The following is an 18,604-nucleotide window of genomic DNA, read 5'->3' as shown; positions in this document are numbered from 1 at the left end:
GATCGTGTAAGCGGGCGTGACCTCTCGCGACTCGATCGCGATATCGGCAGGAACCACATTGCCGGCGCACGCACCCCCACCGATCGAGTAGCGAACTGTTCGTCGGTTGCCATGAGCACCTGGCGCGTCGCGCCCCGGTCAGCAGCTAGCAGGGACTACTTCCGGCCGAACTTCCACCACTTGGGTTTGTTCATCTTGATCTCGTCGGGTTCCATCGGCGGTGGGACCGGCGGGCGGGACTCCTCGGTGAGGAAGTTGCCCGACTCGGTGTCGTACGGCGTGACGCCGAGCCGCCGGCTGATCTCCATCACGATCGGGATCGACCGCGGGCCGTCGTTCAGGTAGAAGGTGATGTCGCGGACCTCGACGCCCTTGCCGATGGTCATCTCGACGTCGTACTCCGGACTTCGCAGCGCCAGCCAGGACGGCTTGCTCGTGTCGACATCCGGCACCACCTCGCGGACCGTGGCCACCACGTCGGTCGCAGTACCGACCGATGGCGGTTCGTAGTCGATCGGCATGTCGTCGAGGCGCCGTACGCCTCCCGGTCCTCGCACCGCGTACACAGCCCAACTCATGCCCCCAGCATGCCAGGTACTCGGGCTCTCCGGGCGGCTGAGTAGTGGGGTGAACACGGTGTGTTGGTGGTTGAACGCTGTCGGTCGCGAAACGGTGTCAATAGCTGCAACTTGGTTTCCGGCAAGGCGGTCCAGGCCGTAATATCGCGGACGGCCGTGAGCAGGGGGTGTTCCGGCCGCTCTGGGTGAATGGGTGGGACCGGCGGCAGACCGGTACTGGGGAGAAGCGGGGAAATCGTGGCGGACAAGCCGGTGCCCAAGCCTGGTCACTTCCTGCCTGGTGGCGAGGGTGAGCAGGGACTCACGGGCGCGCAGCAGCAGAGCCAGCCGAACCAGCCGACGAGTACGCCGCTGTCCGCGCCGACGACGCGGCTCGGTGGCGGTACGCCGGAGACCCCGCCCCAGCTGAGCGGGTCCCGCATCGACTCCCGCCGTACGACGTTGTCCGGCAGCCGGCTCGGACCGCCGCCGGCCGACGACCGCGCGCACGCGGCGTACCGGGAGGTGTTCCACCCGCAGCCGATCCCGTACGTCGAGCAGAAGCGGTCGAAGGGCCTGGTCGCGCTGATCGTGGTCGCCGCGCTCGTGGTCATCGCCGGCGGCGCGACGTTCGTCGTCAAGCTGCTGTCGTCGGACGGCTTCAACGTGAACCCGATGGTCACGCCGTCCATCCGGCCGACCGGCGGACCGACGACCAACGAGCCGGTCGGGAAGGGTACGCCGGACGCCGACATCGTCGGCAAGAACGCGATCTACGCCGCCGGGGTGATGCCGGTGACGAAGTGCCAGGAGCCCGCCTTCCGGCCGACGTCGATGGAGAACGTGCGCTCGTACTACCAGGCGCTGATCGGTTGTATGGACAAGGCCTGGAAACCGATCGTGGAGAAGGCCGGGTTCGAGTTCCGGACGCCGCGGCTGATCATCTACAACGAGGGTGACGAGACGGCGTGCGGCGTACAGAAGGACCTCGCGCTGTACTGCCAGGACGAGCAGGGCGGCAGCGCGACGATGCCGTGGCAGGAGCTGGTCGAGCAGTACCCCAAGAACAAGGCGGCGGTCCGGGCGGAGATGGCGCAGTCCTTCGCGTTCGTGTACGGCGTCCACGTGCAGAACCTGACCGGTATGGCCGATGCGGCCGACAACCTCGCCGACACGGCCGCGAGCAAGGCCGACGAGCTGGAGGCGAAGCGGCGCGCGTCGCTGCAGGCGTACTGCTTCGGCGGGGTGTTCTTCGGCGCGGCCGAGGCGAGCTTCCCGCTGCGCGGTGAGCTGCTGCGGCAGTGGAACAGCCTGATCCAGCTCCGCGGCGACGAGCGCACCAAGGACAAGGTCCGCGACCACGGCTCGAGCAAGAGCCTGGCCCTGTGGATGAACCAGGGCCTGACGACGACGAACCCCGGCTCCTGCAACACTTTCGTCGCAGCATCCGCAAAGGTCAGCTGAGCGAGATGGGAATGGCTGATGTCTGACTCCGAGGACGGTACGCCGAAGCCGGGACACTTCCTGTCCGGCGGCGACGGCGAACTGCCCGCCGACGGCACCCGTCCGCTGACCCTGCGGAGGGGGCAGCCCGACGTCCTGGGTAAAGCGCGCTCGGTGTCGGTGGCCGACTCGCCTGTCCGCCGCAAGGCCCGCCCGATCCCGACCGAGCCCGGCACCACGAGCGAGTACAGCGGCCCGCCGGTCGCGCCGCTCACCGGTGCTCCGCTGAAGCCACTCACCGACACCCGCCGGATCGGCGGTGCTCGGACGACCGGCTGGCACTCGAATCCGGCCCGTGGCATCCCGCAGTTCTCGTCGGAACCACCGCCGGTCAAACCCCCGCGTCACTACTCCCGCGCGGTGATCGCGGGCCTGTCCGCCCTGGTCCTGATCATGCTCACCGGCGCCACCGTCGCCGGCTTCAAACTCGTCAACTCCTACGGCAGCCGAGTCGACAACCCCCTGGCCCAACCCTCGGTCAAGAAGTCCCAGGCCCCCATCCCAGTCCTCCCGGACCCAACAGTCACCGTCACCGTCCCGGGAATCCCGGACATGGTCCGACTGCAGAAGAACAAGATCTACACCTCGGGGACGGTCGCCGCCGTCAGCTGCAAAGAGCCTGCGATCAAACCGGACTCGCAGTCCGCGATCCTGCGTTACTACCAGGCGCTGCTGCCCTGCCTGAACAAGGCGTGGGAGCCGGTGGTGAAGAAGGCAGGCTACGATTTCAGGCCGCCGAAGCTGAAGTTGCAGACCGGTCCGGCGTCAGACGAGGACTGCACTGGCGAGTCGGACACGGCCTACTACTGCAGCGCGGACGAAAGCATCAACATCAGCTGGAAGAACGATCTGCAGTACTACAAGGACGAGCCGCTTGCCGCCCGGGTCTGGATGCTTGACACGATGGCGCACGAGTACGGCCACCACGTCCAGCAGATGACCGAGATGATCACCGCGTCGTTCTCCCGGGAGGGCTGGACGAACTCGAAGGCGATGAAGCTCGAGTGGGCGCGCCGCCGGGAGTTGCAGGCGACCTGCTTCAGCGCGGCCTTCCTCGGCGCCAACAAGAAGTCCCTGGGCCTGTCCGGCGAGAAGCTCCGGCTGTGGCAGTGGGAAGCCCAGCACTCCGGCGACGAGTACAACCCGAAGAAGGTCCGCGACCACGGCTCCCGCAAGAGCAACTGGACCTGGTCCGACCCCGCCTTCAAATCCACCAGCCCCGCGTCTTGCAACACCTTCACCGCACCGCCCACCAAGGTGAGCTGATGCGCCGCGGCCTGGCGACGGCGTTGGTCGGGCTGGCCGTCGTGTTGTCCGCTGGTTGTACACCGTCCCGCGCGCCTGCCGCTGCATCGGCACCCTCCGCGACGACACCGTCCACGACGACGCCCTCCCCGGTGGCTCCGCTGGTGACGCCGACGCCTAAACCCAGCCGAGCACCGGTTGCGCCGAAGACCGTGCGGGCTCGGCCGAAGGCGACGGAGGCGACCCCGACGTACCGATCGTTGGAGAAGACTTACCTGGTCCGCAACAAGATCTACTCGGCGGGCCGGGTTCCGGCGGTGACCTGTGAGCTGCCGCAGATCGAGCTGACGACGCGGAAGGAAGTGCAGCAGTACGCGAGCGCGGTCCTGGGCTGTCTCCAACGAGCCTGGAAGCCAGTTGTCGAGCGTTCGGACGTCGCGTTCTTCCCCGCAAAGGTGTACGCCGTCAACGCGGGCTCGAAGACCCGCTGCGGGATCCTCACCAAGGAGCTCGGGGGGTTCTACTGCTCCGAGGGCTCCGGGATCTATCTCGACTGGCAGCAGTTCGTCGAGGACGACGCGCACGGACGGGAGTGGGCCGGGGTGTACCTCCAGTTCACGATTGCGCACGAGTTCGGGCACCACGTGCAGCAGTTGGTCGGGATCTCGCCGTACTTCGACGACCGCTGGGCCGAGGCCACCGGCGCGGCTCGCCTTGAGCAGATGCGCCGACACGAACTCCAGGCGTCCTGCTTCGCGTCTGCCTTTTTCGGCGCGAATCAGCAGACCCTGGACCTGTACTACGCAAAGCTCCAGGCCTACCTGGACGCCGCGCGCTCCGGCGACGACGACCCACCGGCAACCACACCCGACCACGGATCCCGCGAGAGCAGCACCGCCTGGGCCGAAGCCGCCTTCAAAGCCAAGTCCCCCTCCGCCTGCAACACCTGGGCAGCCCCCGCAAAGCGAGTCACGTGAAATTGCCTGAACGCCCAGCACTCGCGATAGCCACCGCGCTGTGCATGCTCTTCGTTGCCGCTTGTACGCCGGACGCTCCGCCGCACGTCGCCGTTGCGACGCCGACTGTTGCGCCGACCACTGCACCTTCGCGGCCACCCGTCGCGTGGACGGTCGCTCAGCCGGCGCCGATCGTGGATGAGTTTCTGCTGTACAACCCGCTCTACCGGTCCGGGCAGGTTACGGTTGTCAGTTGTTCGCTGCCGACCGCGAGGCTCTCGAATCAGCAAGCGTTGATCCGGTACGCAACGGCGTACGTCGCGTGCTTGAACAGGTCCTGGGCGCCGCTGATCACCCGCGCCGGGTTCGACTTTCTCCCGCCCTCTGCCGTCCTCCCCGCCAAGCCGGGCGCGACGACGGCATGTGGAGCGATGGACAAGGAGGACTTCGGCATGTATTGCCAGACCGACCGCGGGATCTACTTCAATTGGCCGGAGTACGTCGTCAAGGAATCGTCAGGCCAGGAAGAAGGCCGGGCCTGGGTGCAATGGCTCATCGGTCATGAGTACGGCCACCACGTGCAGTGGTTGACCGGAATGGCGGACGACTACGACGCCCGCTACCAGGCCGCCAACGGTGCCGCGGCCGAGAAGGTGGAGGAGAACCGGAACGAGATGCAGGCCCACTGTCTCGCCGCGGCCTTCTTCGGCCCGAACCGAAAGACCTTCCACCTCCACGGTGAGCGTCTCTCGCGCTACGGGCACCCGGGATACGACCGCACCGAGGCTGACATGGTCAACTTCGATCACTGGTTGCGGCAGGCATTCAGCAAGGGCCCGGCCGGCTGTATCACCTGGGCTGCGCCGGCGAGCAGTGTTACTGGAGTTTGAGTTTGAAGCCTTCGTGGGTGTTTTCGAAGCCCAGGTTTTCGTAGAAGTTGTGGGCTTTGGTGCGGGATTTGTCGGAGGTTAGTTGGACCAGGGTGCAGCCTCGGGTGCGGGATTCTTCGATGGCCCATTGGATCAGGGTGGTGCCGAGGCCGGCGCCGCGGGCGGGGGCGGCTACCCGGACGGCTTCGATCAGGCCGCGGGTGGAGCCGCGGCGGGACAGGCCGGGGATGATCGTCAGCTGGAGCGTGCCGACCACCTCGCCGTTGCGGTCGGCAACTATCAGCACCTGGTTCGGGTCGGTGTCGATCTGCTCGAACGCCTTCAGGTACGGCGTGAGGTCGTCGAGCGACTCGCGGGTCGCGCCGAGTTGGTCGTCGGCGATCATCGCGACGATGGGGCCGACATCGGCGGCGGTGGCACGGCGGATCAGGATGTCGTTCACAGGCACAGCATCGCAAACACCTGAAGCGGTTCAGTCGGCAGGGTAAGCACCGAAGTACCGCAACGGTGATTGCCTTATGCAAAGACTTTTCGTTGCCCGGCTCGCCCGGACGGACTGTTTGCCTACCGCAACCACGGGTACCAGTGATACTGGACACCACTGCATCCGCCCGTGTGCCGGGGTCGTGTGTGCAGTTCTGCGCGGCAGCGGATGCGGGCCCAGTCCTGAAAGGTTCATCCGATGCCAGCGTTAGCGATTGACTTCACTCAACCGTTCGAAGATGCCTTCAGCAAGCTTCTGTCGTTCATCCCGAACCTGCTCGGCGGCCTGGTCATCCTGGTCGTCGGCTACTTCGTGGCGAAGGTGCTCGGGAAACTGGTCGGCACCCTGCTCGGCCGGGTCGGTTTCGACCAGTGGATGGAACGAGCCGGTGTCTCCGGTGTGCTGCAACGGTCGGGCACGGGGCTGACCGCTTCGGCGATGCTGGGCAAGGTCGTGTTCTGGTTCGTGTTCCTGATCAGCTTCACGATGTTCGCCTCCGCACTCGGCGTGCCGGAGATCTCGAACTTCATGAGCAGCATGCTCGGCTACATCCCGCGGATCTTCGCCGCGATCGTGATCATCTGCCTGGCAGCGCTGTTCGCGAACTTCCTGGCCGCGATCATCCGTGGTGCCACCGGCAACGAAACCCTGGCCAAGGTGGGCAAGTACGCGATCCTCGTGTACGCCGCGTTCGCCGCGCTGACCCAGCTCGGTATCGCGGTCCAGCTGACCGGCAACACGCTGCTGATCGTGCTCGCCGGCGCCGCGCTCGCCCTCGGTCTTGCTTTCGGCCTCGGGGGCCGCGAGATGGCCGGGCAGGCGCTGAGCAGCCTGTTCAGCCGCGACAACATCAAGAAGCCGGCCGCCGACCCGGACGCGATGGGCTCGAACGGCGCAGGCTCGAACGGAATGGGTTCCAACGGCACAGCGGCGTACCCGGCCCAAGGGAACTACCCGCAGTCCGGCCAGCCCGAGCAGCACCCGGCCGCACACAGTGCGGGCTGGTCCAACGGCACCCAGCCGCAGAACGGCAACTGGCAGCCGGGTCAGTAGAAGCCAGTAAACAAAGGCGGTTCTCCTCAGGCGGGCGGCAATCCGATCGGGTTGCCGCCCGTCGCCTGTCTTACTCCTCGGTGGCGTCCGGGCCCGCGCGACGGACGTCTTCCACCTTCGTCATCGCCTCGCGGAGGTCGGCCAGCCAGGTCTCGCTGTGCTGGGCGACCAGCTTGACGCACCAGCCGAGGGCGTCGCTGCGGGACCGTGCCACGCCGGCGTCGACGAGGGTGTCGAGAACCTGACGCTCGGGCTGACGGAGCCGCGTCATCACCGGCGCGGACAGCGAGGTGAAGATGGTCTTGGTCTCACCACACAGCACGCCCCAGGCGACCTTCCGCCGGGTGGAGTGCTCGAGCTCGCGGGCGATCTCGATCCGGTGGTCGCGGGTGTCCTCGCGGAACTGCTTGATCCGGCCCGCTTCGGCGGCGGAACGCTCGGAGGCGCTCACGTCTTTGTCCTGCTCGGGTGCGGGGATCCGGCCGACGATCAGGATCTCGTCCCGATCGATCGACAGCTCGATCTCACCGTCGAACCAGTCGCCCGGCAACCGCCCGGTCAGCCAGCCCCGCACCTTCTCCTGCTCGGTCTGTGTACTCATGTAATCATGATTACACCCCAAGCAAATCGAGCTCAAGTGATCAGTGGTACCGCACCGTGTACGCCGCGTGCGCGTCACCCTGTGACAGGCCGACGTTCGACACCCCGATCACCAGCGTGTGCCGGGTGACGGTGTTCCGATACGTCACGTACGTCGTACCGGCCGCACCTTCTGTGGCGATCCGCGTCCAGTGCGATCCGCCCTTGGCGGCGACCTTGTGCAGCTGCTTGGCCGCGGTCGGAGTCGCGTAGTACGCCGTCCACTTCGTGTCACCGCGTCCCCAGGCCCGGACCAGGTTGTCCGACCACTGGACCGCGTTCCACGCCTTCGGTTCGCCGCTGAACTTCGCGGTGTACGCCGCGTGCCAGCCGTTCGCCGCGCGCAGACCGACGTTCTGTACGCCGATCGTCAGGTTCCCGCCGCGCGCATCGTCGTGGTACGTCACGTAGATCGTCCCAGCGGCACCTTCGGTCGAGACCCGCCGCCAGTGGATGCCGCCCGGCAACGCCTGCCCGTAGAGGGTTCGCGTGGTCGCCGTCGACGCGTAGCAGTTGGCCGTCGCGGTCGCACCGCTGCCCCAGGCCCGCACCAAGCGGTCGGCGTAGGTTGCCGCGGAGATGTTGGTCGCAGACGCGAGTTGGGTGCAACTCGCTGTCGTGGTGGTGGTGCCGGCGTTGGCCGGGGCGGCGGCTCCGGTGAGCACGATCGGTGCTGTCACCGCGAGTGCCGCAGTACTGCCGAGACCTATGATCCTTCGAATCATCATCGACCTCCCGAGTGGATGTGGTCCTACTCAGTGGGACGCCACATCACCCGAGAGAGTTTGCATCGCTTTCGAATGAAACGGGGCTGCAATGTCAAGCTGCCGGTGGTGGTGCGAATGCGGCGCGTAATCGCTCCTGCGCATTCGCTCCAGCGGCCGTGTGGTCCAGTCCGAGCAAAGCCGCACCAACAACCGGCGGTACGTCGACCACCCGCGGAACTGCCTTCGGGGCGACCTCCGCGAGCAGGTGGGTGACGCGGTCGAGCAACACCGAGTGACCAGCAGTCAGTACTCCGCCGCCGAGCACGACAATCACGCGCTCGCCCAGCAACTCGAGCCGGCGCAGCGCGCTGACCGCCATCGCGACGATCTCCTCGGCTTGTTGCTGAATGATGCCCAAGGCAACGGTATCGCCGGAGACCGCGACCTGGAACAACACCGGCCCGGCCTCCAACTGCCGTTCGGCCGGCAGCTCACCGAAATGGAACGCCTCGATCACAGCAGCCAACGACGGCAACCCGTAGTGCACGGGCAACGCGGTCAGCAGTGCGGTAGCCGGACCGCGGCCGTCCTCCGCCCGCGACGCCGACCAGAACGCCTCCTCGGCCAGTTGCGCACCGCCACCCCAGTCACCAGTCAGCTTCCCCAACGCCGTGAACCGCGCGGTCCGCCCGTCCGGCAACATCCCCGAGCAGTTGATCCCCGCACCACACACCACGGCCACACCACGCGGCTCGTCCACCCCAGACCGCAGTAGCGCAAACGTGTCGTTGGTGACGTACACCGACTCCGCCCACCCGCGCTGCTCGAACGCGGCAGTCAGTTGCTCCACTTCGATCGGCAGGTCAGCGTTCGCCAGGCACGCTGACACCTGCTGCACCAGCGGTACGTCGCCAAGCCGCAAGCCGGCCTCTTCCGCCGCAGCGTGGACCAACGGCTCCAGTCCGCCCACAGCGGCCGCCGCACCGAGCTTCTGCGGCTCGAATCCACCCCCACGCGCCGTACCGAGCACTGTCCCGTCTGCGGCGACCAGTGCGACGTCGGTCTTGCTGTTGCCGGCGTCGAAGGCGAGGACTCCACCCGGTACTAGCGCGCCCACGGCAGATAAGCCTTGTTGTGCGCGAGCAGCTTGTCGGTCAGCTCCTGCGCAATGGAGATCTGCCCGACCAGCGGATGCGCCAGCAGAGCCTTGAACACCCGCTCGGATCCGCCCTTCACCGCAGCCTCCAGCGCCAATTCCTCGTACGCCGTCACGTGTGCGACCAGTCCGGCGTACAGGGGCTCCAGCGGGGCCACCGGCTCCGGCGTCGTGCCCTCGGCGCCGACCGTTGCAGGCACCTCAATGACAGCATCGTCGGCGAGGAAGGGGAACGTGCCGTTGTTCAGCGTGTTCACCACTTGCACGTCGCCGGTGTTGTTGAGCAGCGAGGACGCCAGTGCGACAGCAGCTTCGGAGTAGTACGCCCCGCCGCGCAGCTCGAGTAGTGCGGGCTTCTCGTCGAGCTGCGGATCGGCGTACATGTCCAGCAGCTCTTTCTCGAGCGCAGCGACCTCAGAGGCCCGCGACGGCACGGTGAGCAGCTCCTGCACCACAGCGTCGTGCGAGTAGTAGTAGCGCAAGTAGTACGACGGCACGACGCCCAGCTGCCGCACCACGTCCGCCGGCAGGTGCAGGTCCTCGGACAGCTCAGGCAGGTGCTCGGCCAGCAGTTTCGGCAGCATGTCGTCACCGTTGACGCGGACCGCACGCTCCCAGGTCAAGTGATTGAGGCCGACGTGGTCCAGCGAAACCTCCTCCGGCGTGACCCCGAGCAGCGCAGCGAACCGGCGCTGGAACCCGATAGCCACGTTGCACAACCCGACTGCCTTGTGCCCGTGCGACAACAGTGCCCGCGTCACGATCCCGACCGGGTTGGTGAAGTCGATGATCCACGCGTCCGGATTGGTACGCCGTACCCGCTCTGCAATGTCCAGCACCACAGGAACCGTCCGCAGCGCCTTGGCGAGCCCGCCGGCCCCGGTGGTCTCTTGGCCGACGCAACCGCACTCCAGCGGCCACGTCTCGTCCTCGTTGCGCGCTGCCTGCCCACCGACGCGCAGCTGGAGCAGTACGGCGTCCGCACCCTCGATCCCCGCGTCCAGATCGGATGTGGTGATCACGCGGCCCGCATGCCCTTGTTTTGCGAAGATGCGCCGTGCCAGCCCGCCGACCAACTCCAGCCGATCAGGCGCCGGGTCGACGAGCACGAGCTCCGATACCGGCAACGTGTCCCGCAACCGGGCGAACCCGTCGACGAGCTCGGGCGTGTAGGTGGACCCGCCACCAACGACTGTGAGTTTCACCCTGTGACTCCTAGGGGATCGGTGGACCTGCGGTGTCGAAGACTTCGTCGCGGGTGGTGCTGAGCGCCGACTGCAGTGCTCCGGACAGGACTGGGTCAGTGCTGATCGCGGTCATCAACAGCTGCGGACGCGGTACGGCGAGATCGGCGAGCTCGTCCTGGATCAGTCCGCGTAGGCGATCGCCGCCCGCTGTGATGACGCCACCGGCCAGCACGATCAGCTCCGGGTCGACGACCGCGACGATCGCGGCCAGACCGACGGCCAGTCGGTGCGCGAACTCCGTGAGTACGGCGTCACCGGCACCCTCGGTCTGCAGAGCGACCGCGATCGCGGCTTCCGGCGTACGGGCTTTCAGACCGTGCTCGCGGGCCAACTCAAGGACAGGTTCGCCACCGGCGAGCTCCTGGAAGCCGCCGGCGTTGTTCCGGCCGACGTTGCGGACCAGCGGCGTACCGGGGAGCGGCAGGAACGCGACCTCGCCCGCGCCGCCGGTCGCTCCACGGTGCAGGCGGCCGTTGATCACGATCGCGGCGCCGATGCCTTCCTCGCCCCAAAGCAGCACGAAGTTGTCGTGGTCCTGGGCGTGGCCGATCTGCTGCTCGGCGATCGCGGCCAGGTTGACGTCGTTCTCGACCTCCAGCGGTACGGCGACAGCCGCGGCCAGCTCCTCGAGTAGGTGCGGGGCGTGCCAGCCGGGCAGGTGGGTCGCGTACCGCAGCCGGCCGGTGGTCGGGTCGAAACCACCCGGCGTACCGATGGCGACGCGATGCAGGCGCTCCCGGCTCATGCCCGCCTCGCCGGCCGCACCCTCGATCGCCTTGACCACCCGGCCGACAGTTCCCTTGGCGCTGCGTCCCGGCGTGGCCAGCTCGTAGTGGCCGACGACCTTGCCGGTCAGGTCCGCGATGGCGGCGCGGATCCGGGTCGGCGTCACGTCCAGGCCGGCGACGTACGCGATGCTGCCGTTGATCTCGTACAGCTGCGCGTTCGGGCCCGGACGGCCCGCGGTGGTGCCGCTCGGGCGGACCAGATGAGCGGCCTCGAGGCGCGCGAGCAGCTGGGACGCGGTCGGCTTGGACAGCCCGGTCAGGTTGCCCAGCGTGGTGCGGGAGAGCGGCCCCTGGCTGAGCAGCAGGTCCAGGGCGGCGCGGTCGTTCATCGCGCGCAGCAGGCGCGGCGTTCCGGGAGTTGTTGCCATAGGCCAACCCTGCCTCCCTCCGCCGCCCGCGGGTACGCGCCGCGCTGACCACGCAGACTGTTAGGAAAGTTTACTATTAACGCGAGACCGTACGGCGGACTTCGGCGAGTGTCAATCGCCGGAGGTGAGTTAGGGTTACCTAACTATGTCGACTGGTGAGTTGTTGAGGCGCGCGATCCGGCGGCATCGGGGCCGGATGATCGCCGGGGTGCTGGTGTTGTCGCTGCACCAGGCGACCGAGGCGGCGGTGCCGGTCGCGATCGGCATCTTCGTGGACCGCGCGGTGGCGACGGGCCGGTTCGAGCCGCTGCTGTGGTGCGTGCTGATGATGGTCGTGCTGTTCGCCGTACTCTCGAACGCCTGGAAGACCGGTGCGAGGCAGGTCGTCTGGGCGATCGAGTACGAGACCCACCTGCTCCGGCTGGAGATCGCCCAGCGTGTGCTGGACCCACGTGGTCACCGCACCGGGCTGCGGTCGGGTGAACTGCTGTCGATCGCGACCTCCGATGCGGAGAAGGCTGCGCTTGTGATGCGTGCCGTCTCGATCGGGTGCGCCGCGGCTACGGCGTTGATTGTGTCGTCGGTGTCGTTGCTGCTGGTCGACGTACCACTTGGGCTCGGGGTGCTGATCGGCGTACCGCTGCTGGTGCTGGGGATTCAGGCGTTGTCTCCGCTGTTGACGCGTCGTACGTCGAGCCAGCAGGAGGCGGTCGCTCAGACCACCGCTTTGGCTACTGACCTCGTTGGTGGTCTGCGGACGTTGCGGGGGATCGGGGCGCAGCACAATGCGGCCGCGCGGTACCGGCGGTCCAGTCAGGCCACGTTGCGGGCCACGCTGCGGGCGGCGTCGACCAACGGGCTGCAGGACGGCGTGACGACCGCACTGAGCGGTCTGCTGCTGGCTGCGGTCGCTGGAGTGTCCGGGTGGTTCGCACTCAACGGACGGATCACGATCGGTCAGCTGATCACCGTGGTCGGGCTGGCCCAGTTCGTGGCCGAGCCGGTCGGCACGCTCGGGTATGCCAGCCAGATCCTTGCCATGGCTCGCGCGTCGGCCGGCCGACTGGCTTCAGTGCTGTCATCGCCGCCACTCATCACCAGCGGCTCTGGTACGACGGTGGACCCGTCGAAGCCGCTGCTCGAGCTGGATCAGGTGTCCTACAAGTCCTTGTCCGCAGTGGATCTCGTGCTTACGCCAGGCGAGTCGGTCGGCGTGCTGTGCTACGACCCGCGGGACGCGGATGCGCTGCTGAGTGTCGTGTCCGGTCGGGCGCCCGAGCACACCGGCGTACTGCGCGTTGGTGGTACGCCGATCGAGGAGCTCGACATCGACGTCGTACGACGGACTGTCCTGCTGGAGCGCCACGAGACCGATCTGTTCGAGGGCACGCTTCGGAGCAACCTACTGGTGGACTCGCCTTCGCTGGAGCGGGTGATGACTGCAGCAGGCGCCGCTGACCTCATCGACGAGCTGGACCGCCCGTTGGCCGACCGGGGGCAGTCGTTGTCCGGTGGGCAGCGTCAGCGGCTCGGCCTGGCGCGTGCGCTGCTGGCTGAGCCGCCGGTGCTGGTGCTGCACGACCCGAGCACGGCGGTGGACGCGGTGACCGAGGAATTGCTGGCGGAGGGGCTGGCCGAGGAACGTGCCGGCTTGAGCACGTTGGTGTTGACCAGCAGTCCGGCGTTGCTCGGCAAGATGGATCGGGTGGTCGTGATCGCCGATGGAGCAGTGGTTGCCGAAGGCCTCCACTCGGAGCTGGCGGCCTCAGACTCCGTCTACCAGGAGGCGGTGCTCCGATGAACCTGCTTCCTGTGGCTGGGTCACGTGAGACCTGGGCCGTTCTGTGGCGAGAGATCCGGAGGCTGCCAGGGTTGTCGGTGATCGCCGCAGTGGTGATCACCGGTGCGAGTGCGGCCGGTCTGGTCGCGCCGTGGGCGCTCGGTGTGCTGGTGGACGATGTCGCCGATAAGGCCGACCAGTCCTCGATCGTCAAGGTCGTCGTACTGATCGGTGCTGCGGCGATCGTGGCTGGAGTGCTGACGTCCCTCGGAGTGACTCTGGTTGCGCGGGTCGGCGAGACGGTGCTGGCGCGGATCCGGGAACAGGTGCTGGATCGCGTGCTGCAACTGCCCGCACCGGTGCTGGACAAGGTGCGAACGGGCGATCTGCTCTCCCGCGTAGGTGACGACGTTGCTGCGGTCGCCTCGGCGCTGACTGAAGTCGGACCGGCAGTACTAGGCGCGGCGCTGACCATCGTCCTCACCGTGGGCGGCATCTTCGTGCTGGACTGGCGGCTTGGTCTGGCCGGTCTGCTCGCCTTGCCGATGTACCTGCTGGCGCTGCGGTGGTACCTGCGCCGATCGGCGCCGTTCTACCGCCAGGAGCGCGTCGCGATGGGCGATCGGTCTGAAGCGATCATCGCCTCACTGCGTGGCAGCGCGACCGTGCGTGCTTACCGGTTGGAGGACCGGCAGCTCGAGACGATCGGCGCGACCTCCGGGACCGCGCGGGACATCTCGATCCACGTCTTCAAGCTGTTCAGCTTCTTCTCGATGCGGATAAACCACGCCGAGTTCACCGGGCTGACCGCGATCCTGGTGGCCGGGTTCTTCCTGGCTCGGGACGACCTGGTCAGCGTCGGTGCGGTGACCGCGGCCGCGCTGTACTTCCACCGGTTGTTCAATCCGATCAATGTCGTACTGATGGAGTTCGACCAGATCCAGACTGCGGCGGCGGGCCTTGCCCGGTTGGCCGGCGTACTGGAGATTGAGGCGGTTCCCGAGCCGCCGCCGGGTCCGGCGCCTGGTGACGCGTCGCTGGAGCTGACTGGGGTCGGGCATGCGTACGACGGTCCGCTGGTGTTGGACGAGGTAGCGCTGCGGTTAGAGCCTGGGGAACGTGTCGCGTTGGTCGGTGCGAGCGGTGCCGGAAAGACCACGCTGGCTGCGATTGCGGCCGGGGTGCTGGTACCTACCGCCGGCACGGTGAAGCTGGGCGGTGTGGAGTTGCGTGAGCTCGGTGAGGACCGGACTCGGGCGCAGGTCGCTCTGCTCAGTCAGGAGGTGCACGTGTTCTCTGGGCCGCTGGTGGACGACGTACGACTGGCACGCGCGGACGCTACCGATGCGGACGTGGAGAGCGCGCTGGAGCGAGTTGGTGCACTCGCGTGGGTACGTGCGCTACCGGATGGCGTGGAGACCGTCGTGGGCGAGAGCGGTCACCAATTGACCAGTGCGCAGGCTCAGCAGGTCGCCTTTGCTCGTTTGGTGCTTGCTGACCCGCCGATCGCCGTACTGGACGAAGCGACTGCGGAAGCCGGTAGTGCGGGAGCGCGTGAGCTGGAGCGGGCGAGTGTGGCAGCGACCGCCGGCCGGACCACGCTGATCGTCGCGCACCGGCTCACCCAGGCAGAGCAGGCGGACCGGATCGTCGTACTCGAGCATGGACGAGTAGTCGAGTCAGGAACGCATCAGGAACTGCTGGCCGACGGCGGGCGGTACGCGCAGCTCTGGCGGAGCTGGACCGGTACGTCTACGCCTGATCGGCCAGGAGGGCGAACGACACCAGCCAGTGCGTCGACATGAAGTCCCCGTCGGTGACAGTCGGCAGCACTGCCTCAACCTGACGATCCGCACCAGCCTTCAGTACGTCGGCCACGTCAGGCAGAGCAGGTGCGATGGTCCGAAGCTGCCACGCGCGTGACAGCGCCAGCCCGGACAGGTGCGCCAGCTGACCATCACCAGAGTTGTCAGTGATCGGTACGTCGAGCAGATGCAGGTGAGCGTCCGTCCCGAGACCAGGCAGGAAGGCAGCCAACCAGGTCGCGAACTCCTCGTCCGGAAGCACTCGTCGCATCAGCTCCGCCTCGGACAACGCCGGCGACAGGAAGTCAGTCCCCGACGGCTCGAAGCGAGTGTCGTACGCCGTGTCTTCGCCGAACCACTCCAACGCCCGCGCACGGATCGCATCGACCACATCCTGCCGCTGCAGGTCGCCGTACGCCTCATGCAAGAGAGCGAGCGCGAAGGCAGAGTTGAGGTGTACGCCGTGCCGCACCGGATACGCCTGGCGAGGCAGCCACGCGAGTACTAGGTCCGCGATGACCTCGCCCAGTGGAGTGAGAACATCCGCCCACTGGGTCTGTCGACCCGCAGCCACCAGCATCGCCGCCCAGGCCCAGCCGTACGGACGCTCGTACGACGACCTGGCCCGCAGGTACGCGGCCTCGGTCGCGATCGCCTCCGGCGTGAGGCGCTTGTCGAGTACGTCGATCGGCCGTCGGCCGACCTGGTCCGGCGCCAGCGTCAGCAACCGGACCAGGGACCACTGCATGTGTGCGCTGGAGTGCCAGTCGTAGGACCCGTGGAAGGCGGGGTGCAGACGATCCGGGGTCACGTCGACGTCGTCGGGACCGCTCGACGCGTGCGCGGCGCCGTACGGGTACGGCGTTTCGAGCACCGTGCAAGCAATGTCGGCCCAGGCGGCGGCGTACTTCATGGGACTCCTTAGAAAGCGAAGAGGTACATGACGACGATGTTGCAGCCCAGCAAGGGAATCGCGGTCGGGATCTGGGCCTTGATCGGGCCGTACTGATCCTTCATCTGCAGCAGCGCGGCCGGGACCAGGTTGAAGTTCGCGGCCATCGGCGTACACAGGGTGCCGCAGAAGCCGGCCAGCATTCCGACCGCGAACACGACCGCTGGGGTGCCGTGGAACTGCTGCACCAGCAGCGGCCAGCCGACCGCGGCCGTCATCACCGGGAACGCGGCGAACGCGTTGCCCATGATGATCGTGAAGATCGCCATGCCGATGCAGTACAGCGCGACAGCGGCGATCAGCGAGCCCTTCGGGATCATATGGTCGGTGACTCGCCCGACTGCCTTGCCGACGCCGGACGCGTTGAACAGCAGGCCGAGCGTGGCCAGCATCTGCGGCAGGATCGCCGTCCAGCCGATGTGCTCGAGCAGCCGCCGGCCCTCATGAAGCGGTACGGCGGGAGACTTCGGCTTCAGCAACACCATGCCAAGGATCAGCGCGAGGATCGACGCGACGCCGAGGCCGATGATCGTCGCCGACCCGGACTCCAGCAGCGGCTTGCCACCGCCGAGTTTCACCTTGGCCAGCCAGGCCCCGAAGATCGCCGCGACCACCGGGATCACCAGCGCCGGCAGGAACAGCTTGTTCCCGAACCGGTCGGCGAAGTGCACGCGCTCAGCCGGTGTCGTCGTACGCTCCTCGCCCTTGCCCGGGAAGCCCGAGCCGGCGAGCACCGCCAGGCCGATCACCGCGATGCCGAGCAGCCACGACGGCGCCTGCTTGTGCACCACGAAGGTGCCGTAGCCGAACGACAGTCCGAGGATGCCCCAGAACGCGGCGCTGCCGATCCGCTTCGGGTTGCTGCGATCGTTCAGCACCTGCAGGGCGATCAGCACGAAGAAGATCCCGCACAGCCAGTAGAACCACTCGACCTTGATCATCGGGCCGCCTCCTTCTCGGCGTCCTTCGCTTCCCTGGCGAGCTTGTCCAGCTGGCGATCGAGCAAGAGCAATCGGGTGCCGTGGATGAGCAGCGCGCAGATACCGGTCGGGATCGCCCAGAGCGCGATGTCGATCGCCTCCAGGTGCAGGCCGTACGTCGTGTCGACGAAGCCGGTGATCAGCAGGATCGAGCCGATCGCGACGAAGATGTCCTCGCCGAAGAACAGCCCGACGGTGTCGGCGCTGGCCGCGAAGCCCTTGATCTTCTCCTGGACCTTCTCCGGGAGTTTGCCGTAGCGGCGTTCCGCGGCGCCGGCGGCCATCGGGTGGATCAGCGGGCGGACCGCCTGCGCGGGACCGCCGATGCTGGTCAGGCCGAGGGCCGCGGTGCCCTGGCGGATCAGCAGGTAGATGGCCAGCAGGCGGCCGGTGGTGAGCACCTTGAGCTTGCTGATCAGCTTGCGGGCCTGATGCTGCAGGCCGTAGCGCTCGATCAGCCCGATCACGGGCAGCGTGACGATGAAGACGGTGACGGAGCGGCTGCCGGCGAAACCGTCGCCGAAAGCATTCAGGATCTTGACCGGAGACAGGCCGCCGATCAGGCCGGCGACAATCCCGGCCGCGGTGACCACCAGCATCGAGTTGATCCGCAGGGCGAACCCGACGACGACCACCGCGATGGCGAGCAGAACCCACATGGTTCCTCCCGGGGACGGAACGAGGCGATTCTGGTCACCATAGAAGATTGTTGAACGATCCTGCAATGGATCATTCGAACAAACTACTAGGGCAGGCGCCAGTCGACTGGGGCCGCGCCTTGGTCGGCGAGCATCGCGTTGACGCGGCTGAACGGGCGGGAGCCGAAGAAGCCACGGTCCGCGGACATCGGGCTCGGGTGTGCGCTTTCGACGTACGGCGTACTGCCGAGCATCGGCTTGAGGGTCTGGGCGTCGCGGCCCCAGAGGATCGCGACGAGCGGCCCGCCGCGGTCGACCAGCGCGTGGATGGCCTGCTCGGTGACGCTCTCCCAGCCCTTGCCGCGGTGCGCGCCGGACTTGCCCGGCTGCACGGTCAGCACTCTGTTCAGCATCAGCACGCCTTGGTCGGCCCACGGCGTCAGATCACCGTTCGACGGCGCCGGTACGCCGACGTCCGCCATCAGCTCGCGGTAGATGTTCGCCAGACTCCGCGGGATCGGCCGTACGTCGGGAGCCACCGAGAAACTGAGCCCCACCGGGTGTCCGGGCGTCGGGTACGGATCCTGGCCGACGACCAGCACCTTCACTTCGGCCAGCGGTCGGTGGAAGGCTCGCAGTACGTTCTCGCCGGCCGGCAGGTAGGCGCGTCCGGCGGAGATCTCGCCGCGGAGGAACTCACCCATCCGCGCGACGGTTTCCTCGACCGGACCCAATGCCTCCGCCCAGTCCGGCGCGACCAGATCCGACAACGTCTTTGGACTCACCCGCCACAGTCTCGCATGCAGCACTCGTGCAGCGTCCGGCGAGGGAGATTGGCAGTGGGTGGAGAGGGGTT

At 67.3% G+C, this 18,604-nt stretch carries 18 protein-coding genes; 7 read left to right on the top strand and 11 right to left on the bottom strand.

The features are described 5' to 3' along the window. Positions 1-155 precede the first annotated feature (155 nt). Positions 156-578 carry a hypothetical protein gene (locus EV650_RS34450; protein WP_134123339.1) on the bottom strand — a complete coding sequence of 141 codons (423 nt, stop codon included), beginning with the start codon at positions 576-578 and terminating at the stop codon, positions 156-158. A gap of 237 nt (positions 579-815) precedes the next feature. On the opposite strand from EV650_RS34450, the gene EV650_RS34445 reads away from it, so the two are divergent. From EV650_RS34445 to EV650_RS34430, 4 genes are read left to right on the top strand one after another with little or no spacing between them, the layout of a single operon-like run. Further along, positions 816-2,021 carry a neutral zinc metallopeptidase gene (locus EV650_RS34445; RefSeq protein ID WP_134123338.1) on the top strand — a complete coding sequence of 402 codons (1,206 nt, stop codon included), beginning with the start codon at positions 816-818 and terminating at the stop codon, positions 2,019-2,021. Between the two features lie 18 nt (positions 2,022-2,039). Continuing rightward, positions 2,040-3,326, top strand: a complete 1,287-nt coding sequence (locus tag EV650_RS34440) for a neutral zinc metallopeptidase (protein WP_134123337.1) — start codon at positions 2,040-2,042, stop codon at positions 3,324-3,326. Further along, positions 3,326-4,282 carry a neutral zinc metallopeptidase gene (locus tag EV650_RS34435; protein ID WP_134123336.1) on the top strand — a complete coding sequence of 319 codons (957 nt, stop codon included), beginning with the start codon at positions 3,326-3,328 and terminating at the stop codon, positions 4,280-4,282. Before EV650_RS34440 ends, EV650_RS34435 begins: the two co-directional genes overlap by 1 nt. Then, on the top strand, positions 4,279-5,151 hold the full coding sequence (locus tag EV650_RS34430) for a neutral zinc metallopeptidase (protein WP_134123335.1): 873 nt from the start codon (positions 4,279-4,281) through the stop codon (positions 5,149-5,151). The genes EV650_RS34435 and EV650_RS34430 overlap by 4 nt, the downstream gene beginning before the upstream one ends. Here the strand turns inward: EV650_RS34430 and EV650_RS34425 are convergent. Further along, on the bottom strand, positions 5,138-5,593 hold the full coding sequence (locus EV650_RS34425; RefSeq protein WP_134123334.1) for a GNAT family N-acetyltransferase: 456 nt from the start codon (positions 5,591-5,593) through the stop codon (positions 5,138-5,140). The genes EV650_RS34430 and EV650_RS34425 overlap by 14 nt on opposite strands. 240 nt (positions 5,594-5,833) lie before the next feature. Between EV650_RS34425 and EV650_RS34420 the strand changes: the two genes are divergently transcribed. Further along, entirely contained in the window at positions 5,834-6,688 is an 855-nt protein-coding gene (locus EV650_RS34420) for a mechanosensitive ion channel family protein (RefSeq protein ID WP_134123333.1), read from the top strand. Between the two features lie 70 nt (positions 6,689-6,758). Here EV650_RS34420 and abmR read toward each other — a convergent pair whose 3' ends face one another. From abmR to EV650_RS34395, 5 genes are all read right to left on the bottom strand, one after another. Further along, positions 6,759-7,289, bottom strand: a complete 531-nt coding sequence (gene abmR, locus EV650_RS34415) for an ATP-binding transcription factor AbmR (protein ID WP_134123332.1) — start codon at positions 7,287-7,289, stop codon at positions 6,759-6,761. Between the two features lie 40 nt (positions 7,290-7,329). Further along, positions 7,330-8,052, bottom strand: a complete 723-nt coding sequence (locus tag EV650_RS34410; protein WP_134123331.1) for a hypothetical protein — start codon at positions 8,050-8,052, stop codon at positions 7,330-7,332. 94 nt (positions 8,053-8,146) lie between these two features. After that, positions 8,147-9,151, bottom strand: a complete 1,005-nt coding sequence (locus EV650_RS34405) for an N-acetylglucosamine kinase (RefSeq protein WP_134123330.1) — start codon at positions 9,149-9,151, stop codon at positions 8,147-8,149. After that, entirely contained in the window at positions 9,139-10,395 is a 1,257-nt protein-coding gene (locus EV650_RS34400) for a 6-phospho-beta-glucosidase (RefSeq protein WP_134123329.1), read from the bottom strand. Before EV650_RS34400 ends, EV650_RS34405 begins: the two co-directional genes overlap by 13 nt. 10 nt (positions 10,396-10,405) lie before the next feature. Continuing rightward, entirely contained in the window at positions 10,406-11,593 is a 1,188-nt protein-coding gene (locus EV650_RS34395; RefSeq protein ID WP_134123328.1) for an ROK family transcriptional regulator, read from the bottom strand. Between the two features lie 145 nt (positions 11,594-11,738). Between EV650_RS34395 and EV650_RS34390 the strand changes: the two genes are divergently transcribed. Beyond that, entirely contained in the window at positions 11,739-13,394 is a 1,656-nt protein-coding gene (locus tag EV650_RS34390; RefSeq protein WP_134123327.1) for an ABC transporter ATP-binding protein, read from the top strand. Continuing rightward, positions 13,391-15,178, top strand: coding sequence for an ABC transporter ATP-binding protein (locus EV650_RS34385; protein ID WP_134123326.1), 1,788 nt, complete (start codon positions 13,391-13,393; stop codon positions 15,176-15,178). The genes EV650_RS34390 and EV650_RS34385 overlap by 4 nt, the downstream gene beginning before the upstream one ends. On the opposite strand, the gene EV650_RS34380 is transcribed toward EV650_RS34385, so the two are convergent. The 4 genes from EV650_RS34380 to EV650_RS34365 all read right to left on the bottom strand — a co-directional run bounded on the left by EV650_RS34380 (position 15,126) and on the right by EV650_RS34365 (position 18,533). Next, positions 15,126-16,091, bottom strand: coding sequence for a DUF2891 family protein (locus tag EV650_RS34380; RefSeq protein WP_134123325.1), 966 nt, complete (start codon positions 16,089-16,091; stop codon positions 15,126-15,128). The two genes, EV650_RS34385 and EV650_RS34380, sit on opposite strands and share 53 nt — an antisense overlap. A gap of 8 nt (positions 16,092-16,099) precedes the next feature. Then, on the bottom strand, positions 16,100-17,071 hold the full coding sequence (locus tag EV650_RS34375; protein WP_134123324.1) for a DUF979 domain-containing protein: 972 nt from the start codon (positions 17,069-17,071) through the stop codon (positions 16,100-16,102). Next, positions 17,068-17,769, bottom strand: coding sequence for a DUF969 domain-containing protein (locus EV650_RS34370; protein WP_134123323.1), 702 nt, complete (start codon positions 17,767-17,769; stop codon positions 17,068-17,070). Before EV650_RS34370 ends, EV650_RS34375 begins: the two co-directional genes overlap by 4 nt. Before the next feature lie 86 nt (positions 17,770-17,855). Beyond that, complete coding sequence (locus EV650_RS34365; RefSeq protein ID WP_134123322.1) at positions 17,856-18,533, bottom strand: uracil-DNA glycosylase; 678 nt, start codon at positions 18,531-18,533, stop codon at positions 17,856-17,858. Positions 18,534-18,604: the final 71 nt, after the last annotated feature.

It is taken from the genome of Kribbella kalugense (assembly GCF_004365875.1).
Taxonomy (GTDB): Bacteria; Actinomycetota; Actinomycetes; order Propionibacteriales; family Kribbellaceae; genus Kribbella; species Kribbella kalugense.
This window is presented reverse-complemented; position numbering and strand designations above follow the sequence as displayed.

Coding starts and splice junctions, on each gene's coding strand:
- EV650_RS34375 (WP_134123324.1), bottom strand. CDS start 17,071: ATGATCAAGGTCGAGTGGTTCTACTGGCTGTGCGGGATCTTCTTCGTG.
- EV650_RS34420 (WP_134123333.1), top strand. CDS start 5,834: ATGCCAGCGTTAGCGATTGACTTCACTCAACCGTTCGAAGATGCCTTC.
- EV650_RS34390 (WP_134123327.1), top strand. CDS start 11,739: ATGTCGACTGGTGAGTTGTTGAGGCGCGCGATCCGGCGGCATCGGGGC.
- EV650_RS34410 (WP_134123331.1), bottom strand. CDS start 8,052: ATGATTCGAAGGATCATAGGTCTCGGCAGTACTGCGGCACTCGCGGTG.
- EV650_RS34435 (WP_134123336.1), top strand. CDS start 3,326: ATGCGCCGCGGCCTGGCGACGGCGTTGGTCGGGCTGGCCGTCGTGTTG.
- EV650_RS34385 (WP_134123326.1), top strand. CDS start 13,391: ATGAACCTGCTTCCTGTGGCTGGGTCACGTGAGACCTGGGCCGTTCTG.
- EV650_RS34380 (WP_134123325.1), bottom strand. CDS start 16,091: ATGAAGTACGCCGCCGCCTGGGCCGACATTGCTTGCACGGTGCTCGAA.
- EV650_RS34395 (WP_134123328.1), bottom strand. CDS start 11,593: ATGGCAACAACTCCCGGAACGCCGCGCCTGCTGCGCGCGATGAACGAC.
- EV650_RS34440 (WP_134123337.1), top strand. CDS start 2,040: ATGTCTGACTCCGAGGACGGTACGCCGAAGCCGGGACACTTCCTGTCC.
- abmR (WP_134123332.1), bottom strand. CDS start 7,289: ATGAGTACACAGACCGAGCAGGAGAAGGTGCGGGGCTGGCTGACCGGG.
- EV650_RS34450 (WP_134123339.1), bottom strand. CDS start 578: ATGAGTTGGGCTGTGTACGCGGTGCGAGGACCGGGAGGCGTACGGCGC.
- EV650_RS34370 (WP_134123323.1), bottom strand. CDS start 17,769: ATGTGGGTTCTGCTCGCCATCGCGGTGGTCGTCGTCGGGTTCGCCCTG.